This window comes from Microvirga mediterraneensis (assembly GCF_013520865.1).
GTDB lineage: Bacteria > Pseudomonadota > Alphaproteobacteria > Rhizobiales > Beijerinckiaceae > Microvirga > Microvirga mediterraneensis.
In genome coordinates this window covers 2,248,248-2,272,478 of the sequence record NZ_JACDXJ010000001.1, presented here as the reverse complement: position 1 = coordinate 2,272,478, position 24,231 = coordinate 2,248,248, and the positions used below count along the sequence as shown (strand labels likewise).

Sequence of the window (24,231 nt, the reverse complement as noted above, 5' to 3'; positions counted from 1 at the left end):
CTCCAAACCCGAAGGCTCAGAGCTTGATTTCCACGTCCACACCAGCAGCGAGATCGAGCTTCATCAGAGCGTCAACCGTCTGCGGGGTGGGGTCCACGATATCGAGAACACGCTTGTGAGTGCGCATCTCGAACTGCTCGCGCGACTTCTTGTCGATGTGCGGCGAGCGAAGCACCGTAAAGCGCTCGATGCGCGTCGGCAGCGGGATGGGCCCGCGCACCTGAGCGCCGGTCCGCTTCGCGGTCGACACGATTTCGCGTGTCGAAGCGTCGAGGATCCTGTGGTCGAACGCCTTAAGGCGAATACGAATGTTTTGACCGTTCATGGCTTATCCATTCAACAAGGGAAGCGACCGAGCCGAAACCCGGCCGCTGTCCTTTGATCCTCTCAATTAATCCATCACGGAAGCGACGACGCCGGCACCGACGGTGCGGCCGCCTTCACGGATGGCGAAGCGCAGCTTCTCTTCCATGGCGATCGGCGCGATCAGCTCGACTTCCATCGTGATGTTGTCGCCCGGCATCACCATCTCGGTGCCCTCGGGCAGCTTCACCACGCCGGTCACGTCCGTCGTGCGGAAGTAGAACTGCGGACGGTAGTTGCCGAAGAACGGCGTGTGACGCCCACCCTCTTCCTTCGTCAGGATGTAGGCCTCGGCCTTGAACTTCGTGTGCGGCTTGATCGAGCCGGGCTTGCACAGCACCTGGCCGCGCTCCACGTCCTCGCGCTTCGTGCCGCGCAAGAGAACGCCCACGTTGTCGCCCGCCTGGCCCTGGTCGAGCAGCTTGCGGAACATCTCGACCCCGGTGACCGTCGTCTTCTGCGTGTCGCGCAGACCCACGATCTCCACTTCCTCGCCGACCTTGATGATGCCGCGCTCGACGCGGCCCGTCACCACCGTGCCGCGGCCCGAGATCGAGAACACGTCCTCGATCGGCATCAGGAACGGCTGGTCCACCGGACGCTCCGGCTGCGGGATGTAGCGGTCGACCTCGGCCATCAGCTCGAGCACCCGGTCGCGGCCGATCTCAGGCTGGCGGTCTTCCAGGGCGCACAGGGCCGAGCCCTTCACGATCGGAATGTCGTCGCCGGGGAAGTCGTACTTCGACAGAAGCTCGCGCACCTCCAGCTCGACCAGATCCAGAAGCTCCGGATCGTCGACCATGTCGACCTTGTTCATGAACACCACCAGGGCCGGCACGCCCACCTGGCGGGCCAGCAGGATGTGCTCGCGCGTCTGCGGCATCGGGCCGTCGGCCGACGACACCACCAGGATCGCGCCGTCCATCTGCGCCGCGCCCGTGATCATGTTCTTCACGTAGTCGGCGTGGCCGGGGCAGTCCACGTGGGCATAGTGCCGGTTCGTGGTCTCGTACTCCACGTGCGCCGTCGAGATCGTGATGCCGCGCGCCTTCTCTTCCGGCGCCTTGTCGATCTGGTCGTATGCCGTGAACGTCGCGCCGCCCGACTCCGCCAGAACCTTCGTGATCGCCGCCGTCAGAGACGTCTTGCCATGGTCCACGTGACCAATCGTCCCAATGTTGCAGTGCGGCTTAGTCCGCTCAAACTTTTCCTTCGCCATCGTGGCACCCGTTCCTTTGATCTTCCAAATAGTCGCTTAGTGGGTTCAGGCGTATTTCGCCTGAACCTCGGCAGCCACGTTCGACGGCACCTGCTCGTAGTGGTCGAACTGCATGGTGTAGCTCGCACGTCCCTGGCTCATGCCGCGCAGGGTGTTGACGTAGCCGAACATGTTGGCGAGCGGGACCATCGCATTGATGACCACGGCATTGCCGCGCATGTCCTGACCCTGGATCTGGCCACGACGGGAGTTCAGGTCGCCGATGACCGAACCCGTGTAGTCCTCGGGGGTCGTGACTTCGACCTTCATCACCGGCTCGAGCAGAACCGATCCGCCCTTCTGGAGGGCCTCACGGAGAGCGGCGCGAGAAGCGATTTCGAAGGCCAGGGCCGACGAGTCGACTTCGTGGAAGGCACCGTCGATGAGCTCGACCTTGAGGTCGACCACGGGGAAGCCGGCAACGACGCCAGCGCCCACAACCGACTGGAGGCCCTTTTCAACGCCCGGGATGTATTCCTTCGGAACAGCACCGCCGACGATTTTCGACTCGAAGGCGAAGCCTGCGCCCTGCTCGTTCGGCTGAACGACGATCTTCACGCGAGCGAACTGGCCGGTACCGCCGGTCTGCTTCTTGTGGGTGTAGTCCACCTCGGCCTTCTTCGTGATCGTCTCACGATAGGCCACCTGCGGAGCACCGATATTCGCATCGACCTTGTAGGTACGACGGAGAATGTCGACCTTGATGTCGAGGTGAAGCTCGCCCATGCCCTTCAGGATCGTCTGACCCGACTCCTGGTCGGTGGAGACGCGGAAGGACGGGTCCTCGGCAGCCAGCTTCGAGAGAGCCAGGCCCAGCTTTTCCTGGTCGGCCTTCGACTTCGGCTCGATCGCGATCTCGATGACGGGCTCAGGGAACTCCATCCGCTCGAGGATCACGGCCTTGTTCGGGTCGCAGAGCGTATCGCCGGTGCGGACTTCCTTGAGGCCGGCCAGGGCGACGATGTCACCGGCATAGGCCTCCTTGATGTCCTCACGGTTGTTCGCATGCATGAGCAGCATGCGGCCAACGCGCTCCTTCTTGTCGCGAGACGAGTTGAGCAGCGTGTCGCCGGCGTTCACCTTGCCAGAATAGACGCGGCAGAAGGTGATCGTGCCCACGAAGGGATCGTCCATGATCTTGAAGGCGAGCATGGAGAAGCCTTCCTCGTCGGTCGGCTTACGGGTCGTCGGCTCTTCGGTCTTGAAGTCGATGCCCTGGATAGCCTCACGGTCTGCCGGGGACGGCAGGAAGTCCACGACCGCGTCGAGCAGGGGCTGAACGCCCTTGTTCTTGAACGCGGAGCCGCAGAGCACCGGATGGAACGCGCGGCGCTGCACAGCCGTGCGGACCAGACGACGCAGGGTCGTCTCATCGGGCTCCTGACCGTCGAGGTAGGCGGCCAGCGCGTCGTCGTCCATCTCGACGGCAGCCTCGACGAGCTTGGCGCGATATTCGGCAGCCTGATCCTTCAGGTCGGCCGGGATCTCGACCTCGTCGAACTTCGCGCCGAGCGCGTCGCTCTCCCAGACATAGGCCTTCATCTTGATCAGATCGACCATGCCCTTGAAGTCGCTCTCGGCGCCGATCGGAATCTGAAGGCAGACAGGCTTGCCGGCAACGCGCTTCACGATGTCGTCGACGCAGCTGAAGAAGTTCGCGCCGGTCTTGTCCATCTTGTTGACGAACACGACGCGGGGAACGTCATACTTGTCGGCCTGGCGCCACACGGTTTCCGTCTGGGGCTCCACGCCCTGGTTGCCGTCGAGAACGCAGACGGCGCCATCGAGCACGCGCAGCGAACGCTCGACTTCGATGGTGAAGTCGACGTGGCCGGGGGTGTCGATGATGTTCAGGCGCTTGCCGTTCCAGAAGCAGGTGGTGGCAGCGGACGTGATCGTGATGCCACGCTCCTGCTCCTGCTCCATCCAGTCCATGGTGGCGGCACCCTCGTGCACTTCACCGATCTTGTGGGACTTACCGGTGTAGTACAGGATGCGCTCGGTCGTGGTGGTCTTGCCGGCATCGATGTGGGCCATGATGCCGAAATTGCGGTAGTCCTCAATCGCGTGCGTGCGGGGCATCGCTCAGCTCCTCAGGCCGTTACCAGCGGTAATGCGAGAACGCACGGTTGGCTTCCGCCATACGGTGGGTGTCTTCGCGCTTTTTCACGGCGTTGCCGCGGTTGTTGGAGGCATCGAGCAGCTCGGCGGAGAGACGCTCGACCATGGTCTTGTCGTTGCGGCCGCGGGCTGCCTGGATGATCCAGCGGATCGCCAGGGCCTGACGGCGCTCGGCGCGAACCTCGACCGGAACCTGGTAGGTCGCACCGCCGACGCGGCGGGACCGGACCTCGATCGCCGGAGCGACGTTGTCGAGAGCCTGCTTGAACACCTCGAGGGGGTTCGCCTTGGCGCGGCTCTCGATGCTGTCGAAGGCACCGTATACGATGCTCTCGGCAGCGGACTTCTTGCCGTCGTACATGATGGAATTCATGAACTTGGTGACGACGATATCCCCGAACTTCGGATCCGGGATGATCTCACGCTTTTCGGCGCTGTGGCGGCGGGACATGAACTGACCTCAATGACAGTTGACGGCTTACTTCGGCCGCTTCGCGCCGTACTTCGAACGACGCTGCTTACGATTCTTCACGCCCTGGGTGTCGAGAACACCGCGGAGGATGTGATAGCGGACACCCGGAAGGTCCTTCACGCGACCGCCGCGGATCATGACCACGGAGTGCTCCTGAAGGTTGTGGCCCTCACCCGGGATGTACCCGATGACTTCGAACCCGTTCGTCAGACGAACCTTGGCGACCTTACGGAGAGCCGAGTTCGGCTTCTTCGGGGTCGTCGTATAAACGCGCGTGCACACGCCGCGCTTCTGCGGGCAGGCCTCAAGCGCGGGAACCTTGTTCCGGCTCTTTTGCGCCGTCCGCGGCTTGCGGATCAGCTGAGAGATCGTTGGCATCCTGTGCCCTCTTTCACCAGCCACCGACCCGGTGGCCTTCAAGTGTCTTCAACGGTTGACGCTGCACTTCGCCGTGCGGACCTTTTCAGGTACACAAAACGAAGCCACGCCATTGACTTGGGTAAGCCCCTGGCGCGGTACGATTGCAGAGGACCACGATATCTTGCACCGCGGTCGTGCCCTAAATCTGACAAGTGTCAGTCAAGGTTGAGTTCGGCAGCGTTTAGGTGGCATCGGTCGAAGCTAGGCGCTTCGACTGGCGAAAACCTACGGCCAGCCGGAAAGTCCGGTTTCTCTAGCGCCCGAGTCGGGGAAAGTCAACTCTTTTTCATAGAGGCGGCCGAAGCTTAGGCGCCATGACCGCCCCGTCTTGTCCCGGAATACCTGCCGCATGGTCATCGGCTAGGAGGCACGTCCTATAACGGCAGCGGACAGGAACCTTCCTTTTGCCCAATATCACAGTTTGAGGCTAAACCATGAAGAAATCCTTATAGCTGATCTCACCGCCCGTCTTCTTGTTCGGGTCGAAGGTCACGGTGGCGATCTCCAGAGCCTTCTGCTTCGTGCCGGCGCCGTCGGCATCGAAGGAGAGCTTGTAGGTCTTGGCATTCACCTTCCTGGCAATGAAAAAGTCATCTGCTTGCTTAGCCTCGCCAAGGGCGAACCAGCCGCTCTTGATCTTGACGGGCTTATCGAGCGAGGCCCCCTTGTCCTTCAGGTACTTGACGATGGTCTTGTTGGTGAAGGCGAGATCCTCGAAGTAGAACGCGTCATACTTTGCCTGGAAGTCCTTCACCTTGTCCACGTGGCTCTTGTAGTTCCCCTTGGTCACTTTGAAGTCGAACAGGAACGCGTCCCTGTTCTGGTCGGACTTGCTCCATTTACCTCCGTAGAGCGTGTCCTTGCCCGCGCCGCCCGACAGAATGTCGCTCCCCCCGTCACCCTTGAGGACGTCGTTGCCCGCGCCCCCGAACAATCGATCGTCGCCCTGATTCCCGGAAAGCGCATCGGCGAGTGCCCCTCCATGGAAGACGTCGTTTGCAGCCGAGCCTGCCGTGTATTCCGGATTCACGTCGTCGACATTGATCACCAGGGTCTTGTCGAAGGTGATCCCGCCAGGCCCGGTAACATGGACTACGAAGTCATGGGAACGGGCCTGCTCATAGTCGAGCTTGTAGCCGTTCTTGACGATGACCCGGTCACCCGCGATCACGAAGCGTTCATCCTCGCCGGCATAGGTCAGAACGAAGTCTTCCGTGACCGTGAGCGTACCGACAACGGTCCCGTTCTGCGCCAGCTCATCCACCCTGTTGTTGGTCAGGATGATGTCGGTCGGGCTGTCTTCCACATCCGATACCGAGAGGGCGATGTCCTGGCTGGCGGAGGCCATGCCGGTGCTGTCCGTGGCCGTGATCTTGATCACATGCGTACGCTGACCCATGGTTTCGAAATCGATGCCCACCTTGAGCCTGAGCTTCCAGGCGTTGTCGGCGGGGTCGCGGAAGACCTCGACGAAAGGGCTGTCCGAGATGAGCTGGAAGCGAACGATTGCGTCCCCTTCCGGGTCGACGGCACTCAATGTACCGATGATCCCTCCAGCTGGAAGAGTCTCGGGGACGCTCAGATGGGTTTGGTTATTGACCCTGATCCTCTCCGGCCCCTCGGCAATGTTTCCGATACGGGCCTCGATCACCTGTGCGTATGCCGTTCCCGGAATTGTCGGTATCTGGCCTTTGACCCTGAAGGCGAAGATGCCGTCGCTGTGGGCCTCGCGATCCAGCCCGGCTTTCTGCCTGAGTCGTCCGCCGACGATCTCGAAGAATTCGTTGGGGTCGGACGAGTTCGGGTCGAGACGCTCCAGGGTATAGGAATAGACCCCGGCATCACCTCCGACCTGTGAGATCGCGCCTAGGTCGGGAGAAATCCCGTTCTCCATGACCTCGACCATGGTACGGCCGCCCACCTGAATGGCGCTGGGCGCCTCGATCTCGTTCGTCACATTAACGGTCAGGACCTGGATAAAGCTGCCGCCGCCGGTATCGTCGGCCTTGATCCGGATGGTGAATTGCCCCGCCTGATAGGCCTCCCGGTCAAGACTCGCGTTCGGCTTGAGCCGCAGCTTGTACCCTGCGCCCGACGGCTCGATCGTGAAAGGTGATTGGGTATCCGAAGAGCCATCCTGTTCGACGAGGCTGTATGAGTAACCCTCCATGAGATCCACATCGTCGACGGACAGGACTCCAATGTCGCGACCAGGATTCCCGTTTTCGGCGATTGTCAGCGTGGTCAGGCCATCCACCTTGACCGCCGTCGGATCGTGGCCTGCTCCCGCGTTGAGTGCATAATGCTGCTGGAAGATTCCTCGGCTGCCCGTATCGTCGTTTCCCTCCCATGTGACGATCCAGCTCCCATCCGCCAGTGCCGTGACGTCAGGCGCGCTCACGGAGGACGCGGAGCTTATGCGGACTTCGCCACCGACGCGTTGCCCGTTGCTGTTGTAAACCTGCTGGAAAAGACCGGCGTCGGCGTAGCTGTTTCCCCACACGCCGTCGGCCTTCCAGGTGACGACCCATCCCCCGTCGGCCAGGGCCGTGACGCTCACGGAACTGCGGCTGCCATCCGTGTTCGAGTTCACGAGCAGCTCTCCGCCTGACCGATTGCCGGATTGATCGAAGACCTGGATGAAAACACCGCCGTCATCGGCGTTGTTCGCCTGGGTCCCCTTCCCCCGCCAAGCCACCACCCAACGTCCATCCGCGAGGGCGACGACATCCGGATCGCCTTGATAACCCTCGACCGTGGTATTGACGCGGATCTCGCCTCCGACAGGCTGGCCTAGGGCGTTGTAAATCTGCTGATAAACGCCGTCGAAATCGTCTTGGCCGCTCTGCTCGCCCGCGCCATTCCAGGTAACGACCCAGCCACCATTCGCCAACGCGGTTACGCTCGATTTCTGCTGATTGCCCCACGTGGTGGTGTTGATCCTGATTTCGGCCCCGCTTTCCTGTCCGGACGCGGCGAAGGCCTGCAGGAAGACCCCTGTTCCCTGCGGATCGCCTCCATCCCAGGTCACGATCCATTTGCCTGTGTTGACGCCGCCCAGGGCCGTCGTGGCGGCACGCAAGCCGCCATTGGCCGTCACAGGGGTTTCAGTGCCTATCGCCGCGACGGCGTTGTCCCGCAGGCCGTAAACCTGCTGGTAGATCTGACTGAGACCGCTTGTGTCCGCCGCACCATGGCCGCCCCAGGTAACGACCCAATCGCCATTCGGGAGCGCCGTGACGGCGGGCTCGGCCTGAGATTGTGCGGTCGTGGTGTTGACGCGAAGCTCGCCGCCAACCGGATTACCCGCCGGGTCATAGACCTGCTGGAAGACGCCGGTCCCGTCGGCGTTTCCGGCCTGGGTACCGTTCCCCCACCAGGTCACAACCCACCCTCCGTTGGCCAAGCCGGTGACTCTCGGGGCAAATTGCTCGCCGATGACGGTGGTGTTGACGCGGGCTTCAACGCCCACTCTGATGATTGTCTGTGCCATCGGGCTGATCTCCTGGGCATGAGCCGAACCGGGAGCGGCCCATGTTTTTAACGAGATAACATCTCATTAAAGTTCGGGAAACCCGCCGTCGGAGCGTCAGATCGATCGTCAGAGCAGCGCATCGCCCGGGAGAGCCCGGAGGACCGCCTGATGTATGCTGCAAACGAAAAGGCCGCCCGAAGGCGGCCTTTCCAATTTTCTGATGTCTGGCAGCTTATTCGGCCGCCGGGGGCAGCTCGCTGACCTGAGCCTGGGACTCGGAGCGCTTCTGCTGCAGGATCAGCTCGTCGCGATGGGTCGCGACGGCCTTGACCTGAGCGGTGAGCGCACCCGTGCCGGCCGGGATGAGGCTGCCGACGATGACGTTCTCCTTGAGGCCCTCGAGGGTATCGACCTTGCCGTTGACCGCCGCCTCGGTGAGGACGCGGGTGGTCTCCTGGAAGGACGCCGCCGAGATGAAGGAGCGGGTCTGCAGCGAGGCCTTGGTGATACCGAGCAGAACCGGCACGCCTTCGGCGGGCTTCTTCTTCTCGGCCACGAGACGCTCGTTGATCTCCTCGAACTCGAGGCGATCGACCTGCTCGCCGGTGAGCAGCTCGGAATCGCCGCCCTCGGTGACCTCGACCTTCTGCAGCATCTGGCGAACGATCACCTCGATGTGCTTGTCGTTGATGAGCACGCCCTGGAGGCGGTAGACCTCCTGGATCTCGTTCACCAGGTAGGCGGCCAGCTCCTCGACGCCCTTGATCGCAAGGATGTCGTGCGGGGCCGGGTTGCCGTCCACGATGAAGTCGCCCACTTCGACCACGTCGCCGTCCTGCAGGTGGATGTGCTTGCCCTTCGGGATCAGGTACTCCACCGGCTCCGAGCCATCGTGCGGGTTCAGCGTCAGGCGACGCTTGCTCTTGTAATCGCGGCCGAACTGGATCGTGCCGGACTTCTCCGCAATGATGGCCGCGTCCTTCGGACGACGGGCCTCGAACAGCTCCGCCACGCGCGGCAGACCGCCCGTGATGTCGCGGGTCTTGGCGCTCTCGGTCGAGACGCGGGCGAGGATGTCGCCGGCCTTGACCTTGGAGCCCGGATCGGCCGCGAGGATCGCGTCCACGGGCAGCAGGTAGCGGGCATCGCCGCCACGGGCGACCTTGGCCACCTTGCCGCCGGCGCCCTGGATGACCACCGCCGGACGCAGGTCCGCCGTACGCGGCGAACCGCGCCAGTCGATGACAACACGCTTGGCGATGCCGGTCGACTCGTCCATCGACTCGATCATCGATGCGCCGTCGACCAGGTCCTCGTAGCCCACCGTACCATCGATCTCGGTGAGGATCGGACGGGAATACGGGTCCCACTCGGCGATACGCTGGCCGCGCTTGATCGTGTCGCCCTCGTCCACCTTCAGGCGCGAGCCATACTGCAGGCGGTGAACCGCCCGCTCGGTGCCGTCATGGCCGATGATGACGACTGCCACGTTGCGGCCCATGACGACGAGGTCGCCGTCGGAGTTGCGCGCAATGTTCTTGTTGCGGAAGCCGATCTTGCCTTCGAAGCTGGACTCGATGAAGGACGAGTCAGCGATCTGGGCAGCGCCGCCGATGTGGAAGGTACGCATGGTGAGCTGCGTGCCCGGCTCGCCGATGGACTGCGCCGCGATGACGCCGACAGCCTCGCCGTGGTTGACCGGGGTACCCCGGGCCAGGTCGCGGCCGTAGCAGGTCGCGCAGACGCCGTTCTTCGACTCGCAGACCAGCACGGAGCGGATCTTCACCTCCTGGATACCGGCGGCGCCGATGGCCTCGAGATGATGCTCCTCGATCATCGTGCCCTTCGGAACGATGACGGTGCCGTCCTGGGCGACCAGGTCCTCCGCCGTGGAGCGGCCGAGGATGCGGGAAGCCAGCGACGCGACCACCTGGCCGGCGTCGATGATGGCCCGCATCTTGATGCCCTTCTCGGTGCCGCAATCCGGCTCACGGATGACCGCGTCCTGCGCCACGTCGACGAGACGACGGGTCAGGTAACCCGAGTTCGCCGTCTTGAGCGCGGTGTCGGCCAGGCCCTTACGGGCGCCGTGGGTCGAGTTGAAGTACTCGAGAACGTCGAGGCCTTCCTTGAAGTTCGAGATGATCGGCGTCTCGATGATCTCGCCCGACGGCTTGGCCATGAGGCCGCGCATCGCCGCGAGCTGCTTCATCTGGGCCGGCGAACCACGAGCGCCCGAGTGGGACATCATGTAGATCGAGTTGACCGGCTTGTCGCGACCCTGGTCGTCCTTCTGGACCGTCGAGATGCGGTTCATCATCTCGGCGGCAAGACGGTCGGAGCACTTCGCCCAGGCGTCGACAACCTTGTTGTACTTCTCGCCCTGGGTGATGAGGCCGTCCTGGTACTGCTGCTCGTAGTCCTTCGCGAGGGCACGGGTCTCCTCGACGATCGACCACTTGTTCTCCGGGATCACCATGTCGTCCTTGCCGAACGAAATGCCGGCGCGGAACGCGTTGTAGAACCCGAGGCCCATGATGCGATCGCAGAAGATCACCGATTCCTTCTGACCGCAGTGCCGGTACACGGCATCGATCATGTTGGAGATCTCCTTCTTCGTCATGAGCTTGTTCACGACGTCGAAGGGGAGCATCGGGTGCTTCGGCAGGAGGCGCGAGAGCATGACGCGGCCGGCCGTGGTGTCGACGATCTTCGACACCGGCTGACCGTCCTCGCCCAGGCCCTCCCAGCGATAGCGGATCTTCGTGTGGAGCGTGATGACCTTCTCGTTCAGGGCATGCTCGATCTCGCCCATGTCGGCGAAGGCCTTGCCCTGGCCGGGCTGACCGTCGGAGACGATGGAGAGATAGTAGAGGCCAAGAACGATATCCTGCGACGGCACGATGATCGGCTGACCGTTGGCCGGGTGCAGGATGTTGTTCGTGGACATCATCAGCACGCGGGCTTCAAGCTGAGCCTCGAGCGAGAGCGGCACGTGGACTGCCATCTGGTCGCCGTCGAAGTCAGCGTTGAACGCGGCGCAGACGAGCGGGTGCAGCTGGATCGCCTTGCCCTCGATCAGGGTGGGCTCGAAGGCCTGGATGCCGAGGCGGTGGAGCGTCGGAGCGCGGTTCAGAAGCACGGGATGCTCGCGAATGACCTCGTCCAGGATATCCCAGACTTCCGGCTTCTCCTTCTCGACGAGCTTCTTCGCCTGCTTGACGGTGGCGGACAGGCCGCGCGCGTCGAGCTTGGCGTAGATGAACGGCTTGAACAGCTCGAGCGCCATCTTCTTCGGCAGGCCGCACTGGTGCAGCTTGAGCTCCGGACCGACCACGATGACCGAACGGCCCGAGTAGTCGACGCGCTTGCCGAGCAGGTTCTGGCGGAAACGGCCCTGCTTGCCCTTCAGCATGTCGGCGAGCGACTTCAGCGGACGCTTGTTGGCGCCCGTGATGACGCGGCCGCGGCGGCCGTTGTCGAACAACGCGTCGACGGCCTCTTGAAGCATGCGCTTTTCGTTACGGACGATGATGTCCGGCGCACGCAGCTCCATCAGGCGCTTCAGGCGGTTGTTGCGGTTGATGACGCGACGGTAAAGATCGTTCAGGTCCGAGGTCGCGAAGCGGCCGCCGTCCAGCGGCACGAGCGGACGCAGATCCGGCGGGATCACCGGAACCTCGGTCAGGATCATCCATTCCGGCTTGTTGCCCGACTGAACGAAGGCCTCGATGATCTTGAGGCGCTTCATGAGCTTCTTGGGCTTCAGCTCGGACGTGGTGACGGCGATTTCCTCGCGGATCTCCTGCGCGGTCTTCTCGAGGTCGAGTTCCTGCAGGATGCGGCGGATCGCTTCCGCGCCGATCATGGCCGTGAAGGAATCCTCACCGTACTCGTCCTGAGCGCGGATGTACTCCTCCTCGGTGAGGAGCTGACGGTCCTTCATAGGCGTCAGGCCCGCATCGACGACGATGTAGGATTCGAAGTAGAGGATGCGCTCCAGATCCTTCAGGGTCATGTCGAGCAGCAGACCGATGCGGCTCGGCAGGGACTTCAGGAACCAGATGTGGGCGACGGGCGCAGCCAGAGAGATGTGGCCCATGCGGTCGCGACGGACGCGGGCCAGCGTCACCTCGACGCCGCACTTCTCGCAGATGACGCCCTTGTACTTCATGCGCTTGTACTTGCCGCACAGGCACTCGTAGTCCTTGATGGGACCGAAGATGCGCGCGCAGAACAAGCCGTCGCGCTCGGGCTTGAACGTACGGTAGTTGATGGTCTCCGGCTTCTTGATCTCGCCGTAGGACCAGGACAGAATCTTCTCAGGGCTCGCGATCGAGATCTTGATCTGATCGAAGCTCTGCGGCTGGGCCGTCTGGTTGAAGAGATTCATGACCTCTTGATTCATCGCCGTCTCCTGGGCTGAAGGGCGCTGACATAAGCACCCTCACCGGCAATTGCATGAGGCCGCGGCACGAAAGCCGCGGCCGAACGTCAAATCCATCAGCGCCTTGGCGCCTACTCGGCCGCCTCGGACGGAGGCAGCTGCTCCGCCTCGTTGGCGGCCTTCTTGGAGTTGGTGAGCTCCACGTTGAGGCCGAGCGAGCGCATTTCCTTCACGAGAACGTTGAAGCTCTCCGGAATGCCCGACTCGAAGGTGTCGTCGCCGCGCACGATGGCCTCGTAGACCTTCGTACGGCCGGCCACGTCGTCCGACTTGACCGTGAGCATTTCCTGCAGCGTGTAGGCGGCACCGTAAGCCTCCAGGGCCCAGACCTCCATTTCGCCGAAGCGCTGGCCGCCGAACTGGGCCTTTCCGCCCAGCGGCTGCTGGGTGACGAGGCTGTAGGGGCCGATGGAGCGGGCGTGGATCTTGTCGTCCACGAGGTGGTGGAGCTTCAGCATGTAGATGTAGCCCACCGTCACCTTGCGGTCGAACGCCTCGCCGGTCTTGCCGTCGTAGAGCGTCACCTGACCCGACGGGTCGAGACCGGCCTTCTGCAGCATGGCCTCGATGTCCGATTCCTTCGCGCCGTCGAAGACGGGCGTGGCGAACGGGACGCCGCGACGCAGCTTCCGGCCGAGCTCCACCAGCTCCTCGTCGTCAGCCTGCTCGATTTCCGGCAGGTTGCCGTAGATCGACACGAGCTGCTCGCGGAGCGCCGTGGTCTTGCCCGACTTCATGTAGGCGTCGACGGCCTGCGCGACCTGCTTGCCGAGTCCGGCGGCGGCCCAGCCCAGGTGCGTCTCGAGGATCTGGCCCACGTTCATGCGGCTCGGCACGCCCAGCGGGTTGAGCACGATATCCGCGTGGGTGCCGTCCTCGAGGAACGGCATGTCCTCGATGGGCACGATCCGCGACACGACACCCTTGTTGCCGTGACGGCCGGCCATCTTGTCGCCCGGCTGGATCTTGCGCTTCACGGCCACGAAGACCTTGACCATCTTCATGACGCCCGGAGGCAGCTCGTCGCCGCGCTGCAGCTTCTCGACCTTGTCGAGGAAGCGCTGCTCGAGGCGCTTCTTCGATTCGTCGTACTGCTTCTGCATGGCCTCGATCTCGGTCATCAGAGCATCGTCTTCGACCGCGAACTGCCACCATTGCGACCGCGGGAACTCGCCGAGGAGCTCGCGGGTGATCGGGGCGTCCTTCTTGTAGCCCTTCGGGCCCGCAACGCCGGTCCTGCCCGAGAGGATCTCGGCCAGACGCGCATAGGTGTTGCGGTCGAGGATCGCCTGCTCGTCGTCGCGGTCCTTCGCGAGACGCTCGATTTCCTCGCGCTCGATGGCCTGGGCGCGCTCGTCCTTGTCGACGCCGTGACGGTTGAAGACGCGGACTTCCACGATGGTGCCGGTCACGCCCGGGGGCACGCGCAGCGAGGTGTCGCGGACGTCGGAGGCCTTCTCGCCGAAGATGGCGCGCAGAAGCTTCTCTTCCGGCGTCATCGGGCTTTCGCCCTTCGGCGTGATCTTGCCGACGAGGATGTCGCCCGCATGGACCTCGGCGCCGATATACACGATGCCGGCTTCGTCCAGGTTCTTCAGCGCCTCTTCCGACACGTTCGGAATGTCGCGCGTGATTTCCTCAGGGCCGAGCTTCGTGTCGCGGGCCATCACTTCGAATTCCTCGATGTGGATCGAGGTGAAGACGTCTTCCTTCACGATCCGCTCGGAGAGCAGGATCGAGTCTTCGAAGTTGTAGCCGTTCCACGGCATGAACGCGACGAGCACGTTCCGGCCGAGCGCCAGCTCGCCGTACTCGGTCGAGGGACCGTCGGCGATGATGTCGCCCTTGCGCACGAGGTCGCCGGCGCGCACCAGCGGCTTCTGCGTGATGCAGGTCGACTGGTTGGAGCGCTGGAACTTCTGCAGGCGGTAGATGTCGACGCCCGGACGGGTCGGATCCGTGTTCTCCGTCGCGCGGATAACGATACGGGTCGCGTCCACCTGGTCGACGATGCCGGTGCGGCGGGCCGCGATCGCGGCGCCCGAGTCACGGGCCACGACCGCTTCCATGCCGGTGCCGACGAACGGAGCGTCCGCCTGGACCAGGGGAACGGCCTGACGCTGCATGTTCGAGCCCATGAGGGCGCGGTTCGCGTCGTCGTTCTCGAGGAACGGGATCAGCGCGGCCGCGACCGACACGAGCTGCTTCGGCGACACTTCCATCAGGTCCACGCGATCGGGAGCCGCGACGATGTTTTCACCGGCGCGACGGCAGATCACGAGTTCTTCCGTCAGGGTGCCGTTGGCATCCAGCGGCGAGTTCGCCTGGGCGATGTTGTACTTCGCCTCTTCCATGGCCGAGAGGTAGATCACCTCGTCGGTCACGCGGCTGTCGCGCACGCGGCGGAACGGCGTCTCGATGAAGCCGTACTTGTTGACGCGCGCGAAGGTGGCCAGCGAGTTGATCAGACCGATGTTCGGGCCTTCCGGCGTCTCGATCGGGCAGATGCGGCCGTAATGGGTCGGGTGCACGTCGCGCACCTCGAAGCCGGCGCGCTCGCGGGTCAGACCGCCCGGGCCGAGGGCCGAGAGGCGACGCTTGTGCGTGACTTCCGAGAGCGGGTTCGTCTGGTCCATGAACTGCGACAGCTGCGAGGAACCGAAGAACTCGCGCACGGCGGCGGCGGCAGGCTTCGCGTTGATCAGGTCCTGCGGCATGACGGTGTCGATATCGACCGACGACATGCGCTCCTTGATCGCGCGCTCCATGCGCAGCAGTCCGAGGCGGTACTGGTTCTCCATGAGCTCGCCGACCGAACGCACGCGGCGGTTGCCGAGGTGGTCGATGTCGTCGATCTCGCCCTTGCCGTCGCGCAGGTCCACGAGCGCCTTCGTGACCGCGAGGATGTCCTCGCGGCGAAGGGTGCGCACGGTGTCCTCGGCGTCGAGGTCGAGGCGCATGTTCATCTTCACGCGGCCGACCGCCGAGAGGTCGTACCGCTCGGGATCGAAGAACAGCGAGTTGAACATGGCTTCCGCCGTATCGAGGATCGGCGGCTCGCCTGGACGCATGACGCGGTAGATGTCGAACAGGGCATCCTCGCGGGAGGAAGCCTTGTCGATGGCAAGCGTGTTGCGGATGTACGGGCCGACCGTGACATGGTCGATGTCGAGCACCGGGATCTCGGTGAATCCGGCCTCTTCCAGACCCTTCAGCAGCTTCTCGGTGATCTCGTCGCCCGCCTCGGCGTAGATCTCGCCGGTCTTGGGGTTCACGAGGTCCTCGCCGATGTACTGGCCGTAGAGGTCCTCATCCGTCGCGCGCAGGTTCTTGAGGCCCTTCTCGGCGAGCTGGCGTGCGGCGCGCGCCGTCAGCTTCTTGCCTGCCTCGAGCACGATCTCGCCGGACTTGGCGTCGATCAGGTCCACGGAGGCCTTGAAGCCCTTCATGCGCTCCGCGTCGAACGGCACGGACCAGGCATCCCCATCACGGGTATAGGTGATGTGGTTGTAGAAAGTGTTGAGGATCTCCTCGCCATCGAGGCCGAGGGCGTAGAGCAGCGACGTGGCCGGGATCTTACGCTTGCGGTCGATACGGGCGTACACGATGTCCTTGGCGTCGAATTCGATGTCGAGCCAGGAACCGCGATAGGGGATGATGCGGGCAGCGAATAGCAGCTTGCCCGAGGAGTGCGTCTTGCCCTTGTCGTGGTCGAAGAACACGCCGGGCGAACGGTGCATCTGGGAGACGATGACGCGCTCGGTGCCATTCACGATGAAGGTGCCGTTGTCCGTCATGAGCGGCATGTCGCCCATGTAGACGTCCTGCTCCTTGATGTCCTTGACGGAGCGGGCGCCGGTATCCGGGTCCACATCGAACACGATGAGGCGCAGCGTGACCTTGAGCGGCGCGGCGAAGGTCATGCCCCGCTGGCGGCACTCGTCCACGTCGTATTTCGGGGGCTCGAACGTATACTTCACGAATTCGAGCAGGGCAGTATTCGAAAAGTCCGAAATCGGGAAAACCGATTTGAAGACGGCTTGCAAGCCCTCTTCCGGCCGGCCACCCTTTGGCTCTTCGACCATCAGGAACTGGTCGTAGGATGCCTTCTGAACCTCGATCAGGTTCGGCATCTCCGCCACTTCCTTGATTTTCCCGAAGAACTTGCGAATGCGCTTCCGGCCGATCAGTGTGTTGGCCATCTGGACCTCGTTCCTCATACACGGCTAATCGAGAACCCCGAAAGGTCAGGCTCCTCGATTAGCCGCCCGGCGGCTCAATCCGCCCGCTAACCGCAAGAATTCAGGTCGTTTTTCAGACCCGTCGACGTGCCGTCAAGAAGCCCGGCCTCTTTGACGACACAACGGCCCCAGGCAAAAACGCCTGGGACCGTGTGTTTTGAGCCCCGATTTCTCGGGGGTAACCCTGCGACCCTGGAGGGCCGCAAAATTACTTGAGCTCGACCTTGGCGCCGACCTTCTCGAGGGTCGCCTTGATCTTCTCGGCTTCGTCCTTGGAAGCGCCTTCCTTAACGGGCTTCGGCGCGCCTTCGACGAGGTCCTTAGCTTCCTTCAGGCCCAGGCCCGTGATGCCACGGACTTCCTTGATGACCTCGATCTTCTTGTCGCCGGCCGAAGCCAGGACGACCGTGAACTCGGTCTGCTCTTCAGCAGGAGCGGCGCCAGCGCCAGCGCCGGGAGCAGCAGCGACGGCAACAGCCGCAGCAGCGGAAACGCCCCACTTCTCTTCGAGCATCTTCGAGAGCTCGGCGGCCTCGAGAACGGTCAGCGACGAAAGATCGTCAACGAGCTTGGCAAGATCAGCCATTTCTTAGTTCCTTAAGTTCAGTTCGAACGGTTTGATGGTTGAGGTTACGGCCTCACGCCGCTTCGCCTGTCTTGGCATAGGCCCCGAACACGCGGGCGAGCTTCGCCGCCGGCGCAGTGCTGAGCTGAGCGATCTTCGTAGCCGGGGCCTGGATGAGGCCGACCAGCTTGCCGCGCAGTTCATCGAGGGACGGCAGAGTGGCAAGCGCCTTCACTCCGTCCACGTTCAGGGCGGTCGCGCCCATTGCGCCGCCGAGGATCACGAGCTTGTCGTTACCCTTGGCGAAATCGACAGCGACCTTGGGCGCCGCGACCGGATCGCTCGAATAAGCGATCAGGGTCGGGCCTTTCATAAGGCCCGAGATGGACGCGACGTCCTTGCCTTCGAGAGCGATTTTGGCGAGGCTGTTTTTTGCGACCTTCACGGTGGCGCCGGCCTGCTTCATCTGCGAACGCAGCTTCTGCATGTCGGCGACCGTGAGACCAGCATAGTGGGCGACGACGACAACGCTCGTGGTGTTAAACACGTCGTTGAGAGTCGAGACGAGCTCGCGCTTTGCTGCTCTTTCCACTGGGCTCTCTCCGGTTGGCGGAAATATCCGCCGGTTGCATTTGCCGTTCAAGGCCCGGACTTGCATCCGAGGCATCCCTGAACGACGCTCTCGCAAGCCCTGTCCCCCAAATGACGCCTGGCGGCGCACCGGGTGAGATGGTTCGAACCGATCCTCTTCACCTGCGTTGATGCAGGTGTGAAAAACTCGGCTTCCCCGTCTATGCAGGCCCTTACGAATTAAACCGGCAAGCCGGCACCTGCAGTCTCGGACAGGACATAGCCGGAACGCGCCAAAGGTTACCCTTTAGCTCGCCGGCTTGTCACCGCCCCGTCTCCGGGACGGATTAGCAGCCTAAGGCACGCGCAGAAGCGGAGCCTCGGCATATGTTGGAAACTCAAAGAATCCCTATAATCCCTTTTCGCCCTCTTGCCAAGGGGCAGGGTAGGATATGTTTAAGGTTTTTATGACCTTGCCTGGGTGGAGCGCCTGGACTTCACCCGGACGGGAATGGCCTGAGGCGCCGGCAGCGCCGGCCCGGTGAAGCCGCGCAGCGCCAGATATCCGGTCAAAATCAGCCCGACGGCGCCGATAAACTCGATCATGGCATGCATATCCCTGCTCTCACCTGCAACAATGTGATGGCAGCAAGCGCAATATTCAAGCCCTAAAAGCGCCGCTCATTCCCAAGGGTCACTTCCCCGAGAGGCGCTTCCCTAAGGGGCACTGCGGCCTGTCGTCTGCGAGCAGAGCCCTGCCCTGCCGAGGAGATAGACCTTCTCCCGCTCGTTGCGGCTCAGGGAAGCCGCGCGCTCGAACTGGATCGCGGCCTCGGGAAGACGGCCGGCCCGGAACAGGAAGTCGCCCCTCGCCGCCGGCAGAGGGGCATAATGGGCCAGGGCCGACGGATCGATCTCGTCCAGAAGCTTCAGTCCGGCTTCGGGCCCGAATGCCATGCTGTACGCCACCGCCCGGTTGAGGCCGACCACGGGCGACGGCATGACGCGACGGAGCTCGTCATACAGGCCGGCGATCCTCGCCCAATCCGTGTCTTCCGCCCGGTTCGCACGGGCATGGCAGGCGGCAAGCGCAGCCTGCAGGGCATAGGGCCCGAGCGCGCCACCCAAGGCCTGTGCGCGATCCAGGGCGGCGAGGCCCCGGCGGATCAAGAGCCGATCCCAGCGGGCCCTGTTCTGCTCGGTCAGGGGGATCGGCATGCCGTCCGGGCCGATGCGGGCCGCCAGGCGCGAGGCCTGGATCTCCACCAGGGCCAGGAGGCCGAGAACCTCCGGCTCGTCGGGGGCAAGTCCGACCAGAATGCGCGCCAGCCGCTGGGCCTCGGCGCACAGGATCGGGCGGGTGAGATCCGCGCCGGATGTGGCCGAATAGCCCTCGTTGAAGATCAGGTAGATGACCGCGAGCACGGAGGAGAGACGCTCCTGCCGCTCCCTGCCCCGCGGCAGTTCGAAGGACAGGCCGGCCTTGCCGAGGGCCCTCTTCGCCCGCACGATGCGCTGGGCGATGGTCGCCTCGCTGGCGAGATAGGCCCTGGCGATCTCCTCGGTCGTCAGCCCGCCGATCAGGCGCAGGGTCAGGGCCACCCTCGCCTCGGGCGAGAGGATCGAGTGGCAGGCGATGAAGATCAGGCCCAGCAGCTCATCCCCGACATCGTCGTCCATAGCGGCCTCCATGGCCTCGTATCCGGCCTCGTCCTCCTCCATGAGATCCCGGCCGATCTCGGCGTGCTTGCGTGCGAGCATCCTGTTGCGTCTCAGGAGGTCGATGGCCCGGCGCCTGGCGGCGGCATTCAGCCAGGCGCCGGGATTGACCGGGATCCCGATCCTCGGCCATTCGGACAGGGCCGTGACGAACGCATCCTGAGCCAGCTCCTCGGCAAGCCCCACGTCGCGCACCATCCGGGCCAGCCCGGCGATAAGCCTGGCCCGCTCGATCCTGAAGATCGTCTCGATGGTACGGTGAAGGTCGGTCGTCACGGTCCTGCCGGGAAATGCGCGCCGAGCGCCTTATTGACCCGACACTTTGGCGCGGAGCCGGTTCTCGCGCTCGGCGAGTTCCGGCGTGACGATATCGCCGAAATCGGCCAGCTCGTAGATCGGGCGGATCTCGATCTCGCTCGGGCCGGGCATGGGATTAGGGCAGCGTTTCACCCATTCGACCGCCTCGGCCATATCCTTGACCTCCCAGAGCCAGAACCCGGCAACCAGTTCCCGGGTCTCGGCGAAGGGGCCGTCGATGACGGTGCGGCCCGGGCCGTCGAAGGCCACCCTCTTGCCCTGGGACGAAGGCTTGAGCCCGTCGCCGGCCAGGAGGATCCCGGCATTGACCAGCTCTTCATTGTAGCGGCCCATGGCCTCGAACATCTCGGTGAGCTCGGCCGAGGGCTTGAGGCCCGCTTCGCTGTCTTCTGTCGCCTTCACCAGTACCATCACGCGCATCGTCTCATCTCCTTGTGCTTCGGGAGGCCATATGGGCTCTCCTGTTCCTACGACGAACGGGTATCGGCCGGATCGACAGGCCGTCGGAGTTTTTTTGCACCAGAAGTAATGAAAATGGCATTGGCCAAAAGAAAAAGCCCGGCGCTAGGGCCGGGCTATTCCGATTGCTTGGCAATGAGCCGCTTAGGCGCCGATCACCGAGGAGGGATCGACCTTCACGCCCGGGCCCATCGTCGAGGAGATCGCGACGCGCTGGATGTAGGTGCCCTTGGCGCCCGAGGGCTTCGCCTTGGAGACCGCATCGGCGAACGCCTTGATGTTCTCCACCAGCTTGCCCTCGTCGAAGGAGGCCTTGCCGATACCGGCATGGACGATACCGGCCTTCTCGACGCGGAACTCGACGGCGCCGCCCTTGGCGGCCTCGACGGCACCCTTCACGTCCATGGTGACCGTTCCGACCTTCGGGTTCGGCATCAGGCCGCGCGGGCCGAGAACCTTACCGAGACGGCCGACGAGCGGCATCATGTCCGGGGTGGCGATGCAGCGGTCGAAGTCGATCGTGCCGCCGTTGACGGCCTCGAACAGCTCCTCGGCGCCCACGATGTCGGCACCGGCGGCCTTGGCCTCGTCGGCCTTGGCGCCGCGGGCGAAGACGGCAACGCGAACCGTACGGCCGGAGCCGTTCGGCAGGTTGCAGACGCCGCGGACCATCTGGTCGGCGTGACGGGGATCGACGCCGAGGTTCATGGAGATCTCGATCGTCTCGTCGAACTTCGCCTTGGCGCGTTCCTTGATCAGTTTCACCGCGTCCTGGATCGGGTAGAGCTTGGTGACCTCGATGCCCTCGCGGGCCGCGCGGATGCGCTTACCTTCCTTAACAGCCATCATGCCCTCCTTACGCCACTTCCATGCCCATCGAGCGCGCGGAGCCCTCGATCATGGCCATGGCGGATTCAACGGTGTCGCAGTTGAGATCGACCATTTTCTTCTCGGCGATCTCGCGGATCTGGTCGCGGGTGACGCGACCGACGGTGCCGCCCTTGCCGGGGGTCTGCGAACCCTTGTCGATCTTCGCGGCCTTCTTGAGCCAGTACGAGACCGGGGGCTGCTTCATCTCGAAGGTGAAGGAACGATCCTGATAGGCGGTGATGATCACCGGGATCGGGGTGCCCTTCTCCATCTGCGAGGTCTTCGCGTTGAAGGCCTTGCAGAATTCCATGATGTTCAGGCCGCGCTGACCGAGCGCCGGACCGATCGGCGGCGACGGGTTGGCTGCGCCTGCGGGCACTTGAAGCTTAACGTAGCCCGAGATTTTCTTTGCCATAGGACTGCTCCCAATGGACCAACCGCCCGGCGCCAACCGAGCGGAATGGCAGTTGCAGATCGCGGTGCAGCCTGTGCGTCCCGGCTGGCGACCGGGCAGACCTCCCGCGGATGAAAGCCCCTCTCAAGGGACTTGGAAAGCGCCACCGGAAAGGCACCACTTCCCTCCGGTCAGATCTTTTCGACCTGACCGTATTCGAGCTCGACCGGCGTTGCGCGGCCGAAGATGGACACCGCCACCTTGAGGCGGGCGCGGGCGTCGTCGACTTCCTCGACCACGCCGTTGAACGAGGCGAACGGTCCGTCGGAGACGCGAACCTGCTCGCCGATCTCGAAGCTGACGGAAGGCTTGGGGTGATCGACCCCCTCCGCTACCTGGCCCTTGATCCGCTCGGCTTCCCGATCCGGGATCGGAACCGGCTTGGACTTGTCGGCTCCCAGGAAGCCCGTCACCTTCGGCGTATTCTTGATGAGGTGGTAAACCTCGTCGGTCAGATCGCATTTCACCAGGACGTAGCCCGGGAAGAACTTGCGCTCGGTATCGACCTTACGGCCACGGCGCACCTCGACGACCTTCTCGGTCGGGACCATGACCTCGTCGAACTTGTCTTCCAGGCCGCGCTGCGCCGCCTGATCCTTGATCGACTGCGCGACCTTGTTCTCGAAATTCGAATAGGCGTGGACGATGTACCAACGCTTCGTCATTGCATCCACCCCTTAACCGCCAAGCCCGAGGATCACCGAGCGAACACCCCAGCCGAGGGCCTGATCGACGACCAGGAAGAAGATGCTGGCGACCACTACCATCACGAAAACCATCGCGGTCGTGATCATCGTCTCCTTGCGCGTCGGCCAGGTGACCTTCGCAGCTTCCGAGCGGACCTGCTGTATGAAATCGAACGGGTTCGTCTTCGCCATGTCGCTTGCGTCCACATCACCGCGAGAGCGGCTGCGAACGTCCTCTAAGGGCACGCTTGAGCCCAAATTGAAGGGGCGCGAGGCCGCTTTCCGAGCCTCGCGCCACCTGTTCAAACCATCTACGGGGCGCTTCTCTAACGCATAACGCCCGCTTTGTCGACCGCTGGCAGGAGTGGAGGGACTCGAACCCCCAACCCCCGGTTTTGGAGACCGGTGCTCTAGCCGATTGAGCTACACTCCTCCGGCGGTCAACAGGTGGCGGAAACCCGCCACCTGGATCGGTATTAATCCATCACGGAAGCGACGACGCCGGCACCGACGGTGCGGCCGCCTTCACGGATAGCGAAGCGCAGCTTCTCTTCCATGGCGATCGGCGCGATCAGCTCGACTTCCATCGTGATGTTGTCGCCCGGCATCACCATCTCGGTGCCCTCGGGCAGCTTCACCACGCCGGTCACGTCCGTCGTGCGGAAGTAGAACTGCGGACGGTAGTTGCCGAAGAACGGCGTGTGACGCCCACCCTCTTCCTTCGTCAGGATGTAGGCCTCGGCCTTGAACTTCGTGTGCGGCTTGATCGAGCCGGGCTTGCACAGCACCTGGCCGCGCTCCACGTCCTCGCGCTTCGTGCCGCGCAAGAGAACGCCCACGTTGTCGCCCGCCTGGCCCTGGTCGAGCAGCTTGCGGAACATCTCGACCCCGGTGACCGTCGTCTTCTGCGTGTCGCGCAGACCCACGATCTCCACTTCCTCGCCGACCTTGATGATGCCGCGCTCGACGCGGCCCGTCACCACCGTGCCGCGGCCCGAGATCGAGAACACGTCCTCGATCGGCATCAGGAACGGCTGGTCCACCGGACGCTCCGGCTGCGGGATGTAGCGGTCGACCTCGGCCATCAGCTCGAGCACCCGGTCGCGGCCGATCTCAGGCTGGCGGTCTTCCAGGGCGCACAGGGCCGAGCCCTTCACGATCGGAATGTCGTCGCCGGGGAAGTCGTACTTCGACAGAAGCTCGCGCACCTCCAGCTCGACCAGATCCAGAAGCTCCGGATCGTCGACCATGTCGACCTTGTTCATGAACACCACCAGGGCCGGCACGCCCACCTGGCGGGCCAGCAGGATGTGCTCGCGCGTCTGCGGCATCGGGCCGTCGGCCGACGACACCACCAGGATCGCGCCGTCCATCTGCGCCGCGCCCGTGATCATGTTCTTCACGTAGTCGGCGTGGCCGGGGCAGTCCACGTGGGCATAGTGCCGGTTCGTGGTCTCGTACTCCACGTGCGCCGTCGAGATCGTGATGCCGCGCGCCTTCTCTTCCGGCGCCTTGTCGATCTGGTCGTATGCCGTGAACGTCGCGCCGCCCGACTCCGCCAGAACCTTCGTGATCGCCGCCGTCAGAGACGTCTTGCCATGGTCCACGTGACCAATCGTCCCAATGTTGCAGTGCGGCTTAGTCCGCTCAAACTTTTCCTTCGCCATTGATCTCTACCTTGCATAGGCCAGGAACAAAAAACCCAGGGGCGTCCGATATTGCGGTTATGCTCTTTGCGCAAGAGCGAATTTCGATATTGCAGAACGTAATGCCGGATAACCCGCCCCTCGAAC

Annotated in this window: 18 protein-coding genes and 1 tRNA gene; all 19 read right to left on the bottom strand. The window is 63.5% G+C overall.

The window, feature by feature from the left end:
* Positions 1–16 precede the first annotated feature (16 nt).
* Complete coding sequence (gene rpsJ / locus H0S73_RS10595) at positions 17–325, bottom strand: 30S ribosomal protein S10 (protein ID WP_009764298.1); 309 nt, start codon at positions 323–325, stop codon at positions 17–19.
* A 66-nt stretch (positions 326–391) separates the two neighbouring features.
* Entirely contained in the window at positions 392–1,582 is a 1,191-nt protein-coding gene (gene tuf, locus H0S73_RS10590) for an elongation factor Tu (protein ID WP_181052123.1), read from the bottom strand.
* Positions 1,583–1,627: 45 nt separating this feature from the next.
* Positions 1,628–3,703 (bottom strand): elongation factor G, encoded by a 2,076-nt coding sequence (fusA, locus tag H0S73_RS10585; protein ID WP_181052134.1) that lies wholly within the window; start codon positions 3,701–3,703, stop codon positions 1,628–1,630.
* Positions 3,704–3,722: 19 nt separating this feature from the next.
* Entirely contained in the window at positions 3,723–4,193 is a 471-nt protein-coding gene (gene rpsG, locus H0S73_RS10580) for a 30S ribosomal protein S7 (RefSeq protein ID WP_036358330.1), read from the bottom strand.
* A 27-nt stretch (positions 4,194–4,220) separates the two neighbouring features.
* Entirely contained in the window at positions 4,221–4,592 is a 372-nt protein-coding gene (rpsL, locus tag H0S73_RS10575; protein ID WP_009764294.1) for a 30S ribosomal protein S12, read from the bottom strand.
* Between the two features lie 469 nt (positions 4,593–5,061).
* The gene (locus tag H0S73_RS26085) at positions 5,062–8,127 is read right to left on the bottom strand and encodes a hypothetical protein (RefSeq protein ID WP_181052133.1); all 3,066 of its coding nucleotides are present in this window, start codon (positions 8,125–8,127) and stop codon (positions 5,062–5,064) included.
* 214 nt (positions 8,128–8,341) lie between these two features.
* Positions 8,342–12,517, bottom strand: a complete 4,176-nt coding sequence (gene rpoC, locus H0S73_RS10565; protein WP_181052132.1) for a DNA-directed RNA polymerase subunit beta' — start codon at positions 12,515–12,517, stop codon at positions 8,342–8,344.
* 110 nt (positions 12,518–12,627) lie between these two features.
* Entirely contained in the window at positions 12,628–16,758 is a 4,131-nt protein-coding gene (gene rpoB / locus H0S73_RS10560; RefSeq protein WP_181052131.1) for a DNA-directed RNA polymerase subunit beta, read from the bottom strand.
* A gap of 247 nt (positions 16,759–17,005) precedes the next feature.
* On the bottom strand, positions 17,006–17,383 hold the full coding sequence (gene rplL, locus H0S73_RS10555; RefSeq protein WP_114947861.1) for a 50S ribosomal protein L7/L12: 378 nt from the start codon (positions 17,381–17,383) through the stop codon (positions 17,006–17,008).
* 52 nt (positions 17,384–17,435) lie between these two features.
* Positions 17,436–17,954: a 50S ribosomal protein L10 gene (gene rplJ / locus H0S73_RS10550; RefSeq protein ID WP_181052130.1), complete on the bottom strand. Its 519-nt coding sequence runs from the start codon at positions 17,952–17,954 to the stop codon at positions 17,436–17,438.
* A gap of 443 nt (positions 17,955–18,397) precedes the next feature.
* Entirely contained in the window at positions 18,398–18,538 is a 141-nt protein-coding gene (locus H0S73_RS10545; RefSeq protein ID WP_181052129.1) for a hypothetical protein, read from the bottom strand.
* 111 nt (positions 18,539–18,649) lie between these two features.
* Complete coding sequence (locus H0S73_RS10540; RefSeq protein WP_181052128.1) at positions 18,650–19,927, bottom strand: sigma-70 family RNA polymerase sigma factor; 1,278 nt, start codon at positions 19,925–19,927, stop codon at positions 18,650–18,652.
* Between the two features lie 30 nt (positions 19,928–19,957).
* Complete coding sequence (locus H0S73_RS10535; protein WP_181052127.1) at positions 19,958–20,389, bottom strand: YciI family protein; 432 nt, start codon at positions 20,387–20,389, stop codon at positions 19,958–19,960.
* A 183-nt stretch (positions 20,390–20,572) separates the two neighbouring features.
* Positions 20,573–21,274, bottom strand: coding sequence for a 50S ribosomal protein L1 (rplA, locus tag H0S73_RS10530; protein WP_181052126.1), 702 nt, complete (start codon positions 21,272–21,274; stop codon positions 20,573–20,575).
* Positions 21,275–21,284: 10 nt separating this feature from the next.
* The gene (rplK, locus tag H0S73_RS10525) at positions 21,285–21,713 is read right to left on the bottom strand and encodes a 50S ribosomal protein L11 (protein ID WP_009764285.1); all 429 of its coding nucleotides are present in this window, start codon (positions 21,711–21,713) and stop codon (positions 21,285–21,287) included.
* A 170-nt stretch (positions 21,714–21,883) separates the two neighbouring features.
* Positions 21,884–22,417, bottom strand: a complete 534-nt coding sequence (gene nusG / locus H0S73_RS10520) for a transcription termination/antitermination protein NusG (protein ID WP_181052125.1) — start codon at positions 22,415–22,417, stop codon at positions 21,884–21,886.
* Between the two features lie 12 nt (positions 22,418–22,429).
* Complete coding sequence (secE, locus tag H0S73_RS10515; RefSeq protein ID WP_181052124.1) at positions 22,430–22,630, bottom strand: preprotein translocase subunit SecE; 201 nt, start codon at positions 22,628–22,630, stop codon at positions 22,430–22,432.
* Positions 22,631–22,794: 164 nt separating this feature from the next.
* Positions 22,795–22,871, bottom strand: a tRNA-Trp gene (locus H0S73_RS10510).
* Between the two features lie 43 nt (positions 22,872–22,914).
* On the bottom strand, positions 22,915–24,105 hold the full coding sequence (gene tuf / locus H0S73_RS10505; protein WP_181052123.1) for an elongation factor Tu: 1,191 nt from the start codon (positions 24,103–24,105) through the stop codon (positions 22,915–22,917).
* Positions 24,106–24,231 lie beyond the last annotated feature (126 nt).

Bases quoted from the DNA above. Each gene is read 5' to 3' on its own strand.
- rplL (WP_114947861.1), bottom strand. From the start codon at position 17,383: ATGGCTGATCTTGCCAAGCTCGTTGACGATCTTTCGTCGCTGACCGTT.
- rpsG (WP_036358330.1), bottom strand. From the start codon at position 4,193: ATGTCCCGCCGCCACAGCGCCGAAAAGCGTGAGATCATCCCGGATCCG.
- rplA (WP_181052126.1), bottom strand. From the start codon at position 21,274: ATGGCTGTTAAGGAAGGTAAGCGCATCCGCGCGGCCCGCGAGGGCATC.
- rplK (WP_009764285.1), bottom strand. From the start codon at position 21,713: ATGGCAAAGAAAATCTCGGGCTACGTTAAGCTTCAAGTGCCCGCAGGC.
- rpoC (WP_181052132.1), bottom strand. From the start codon at position 12,517: ATGAATCAAGAGGTCATGAATCTCTTCAACCAGACGGCCCAGCCGCAG.
- H0S73_RS26085 (WP_181052133.1), bottom strand. From the start codon at position 8,127: ATGGCACAGACAATCATCAGAGTGGGCGTTGAAGCCCGCGTCAACACC.
- secE (WP_181052124.1), bottom strand. From the start codon at position 22,630: ATGGCGAAGACGAACCCGTTCGATTTCATACAGCAGGTCCGCTCGGAA.
- H0S73_RS10545 (WP_181052129.1), bottom strand. From the start codon at position 18,538: ATGATCGAGTTTATCGGCGCCGTCGGGCTGATTTTGACCGGATATCTG.
- tuf (WP_181052123.1), bottom strand. From the start codon at position 1,582: ATGGCGAAGGAAAAGTTTGAGCGGACTAAGCCGCACTGCAACATTGGG.
- rpsL (WP_009764294.1), bottom strand. From the start codon at position 4,592: ATGCCAACGATCTCTCAGCTGATCCGCAAGCCGCGGACGGCGCAAAAG.
- rpsJ (WP_009764298.1), bottom strand. From the start codon at position 325: ATGAACGGTCAAAACATTCGTATTCGCCTTAAGGCGTTCGACCACAGG.
- tuf (WP_181052123.1), bottom strand. From the start codon at position 24,105: ATGGCGAAGGAAAAGTTTGAGCGGACTAAGCCGCACTGCAACATTGGG.
- H0S73_RS10535 (WP_181052127.1), bottom strand. From the start codon at position 20,389: ATGCGCGTGATGGTACTGGTGAAGGCGACAGAAGACAGCGAAGCGGGC.
- nusG (WP_181052125.1), bottom strand. From the start codon at position 22,417: ATGACGAAGCGTTGGTACATCGTCCACGCCTATTCGAATTTCGAGAAC.
- fusA (WP_181052134.1), bottom strand. From the start codon at position 3,703: ATGCCCCGCACGCACGCGATTGAGGACTACCGCAATTTCGGCATCATG.
- rpoB (WP_181052131.1), bottom strand. From the start codon at position 16,758: ATGGCCAACACACTGATCGGCCGGAAGCGCATTCGCAAGTTCTTCGGG.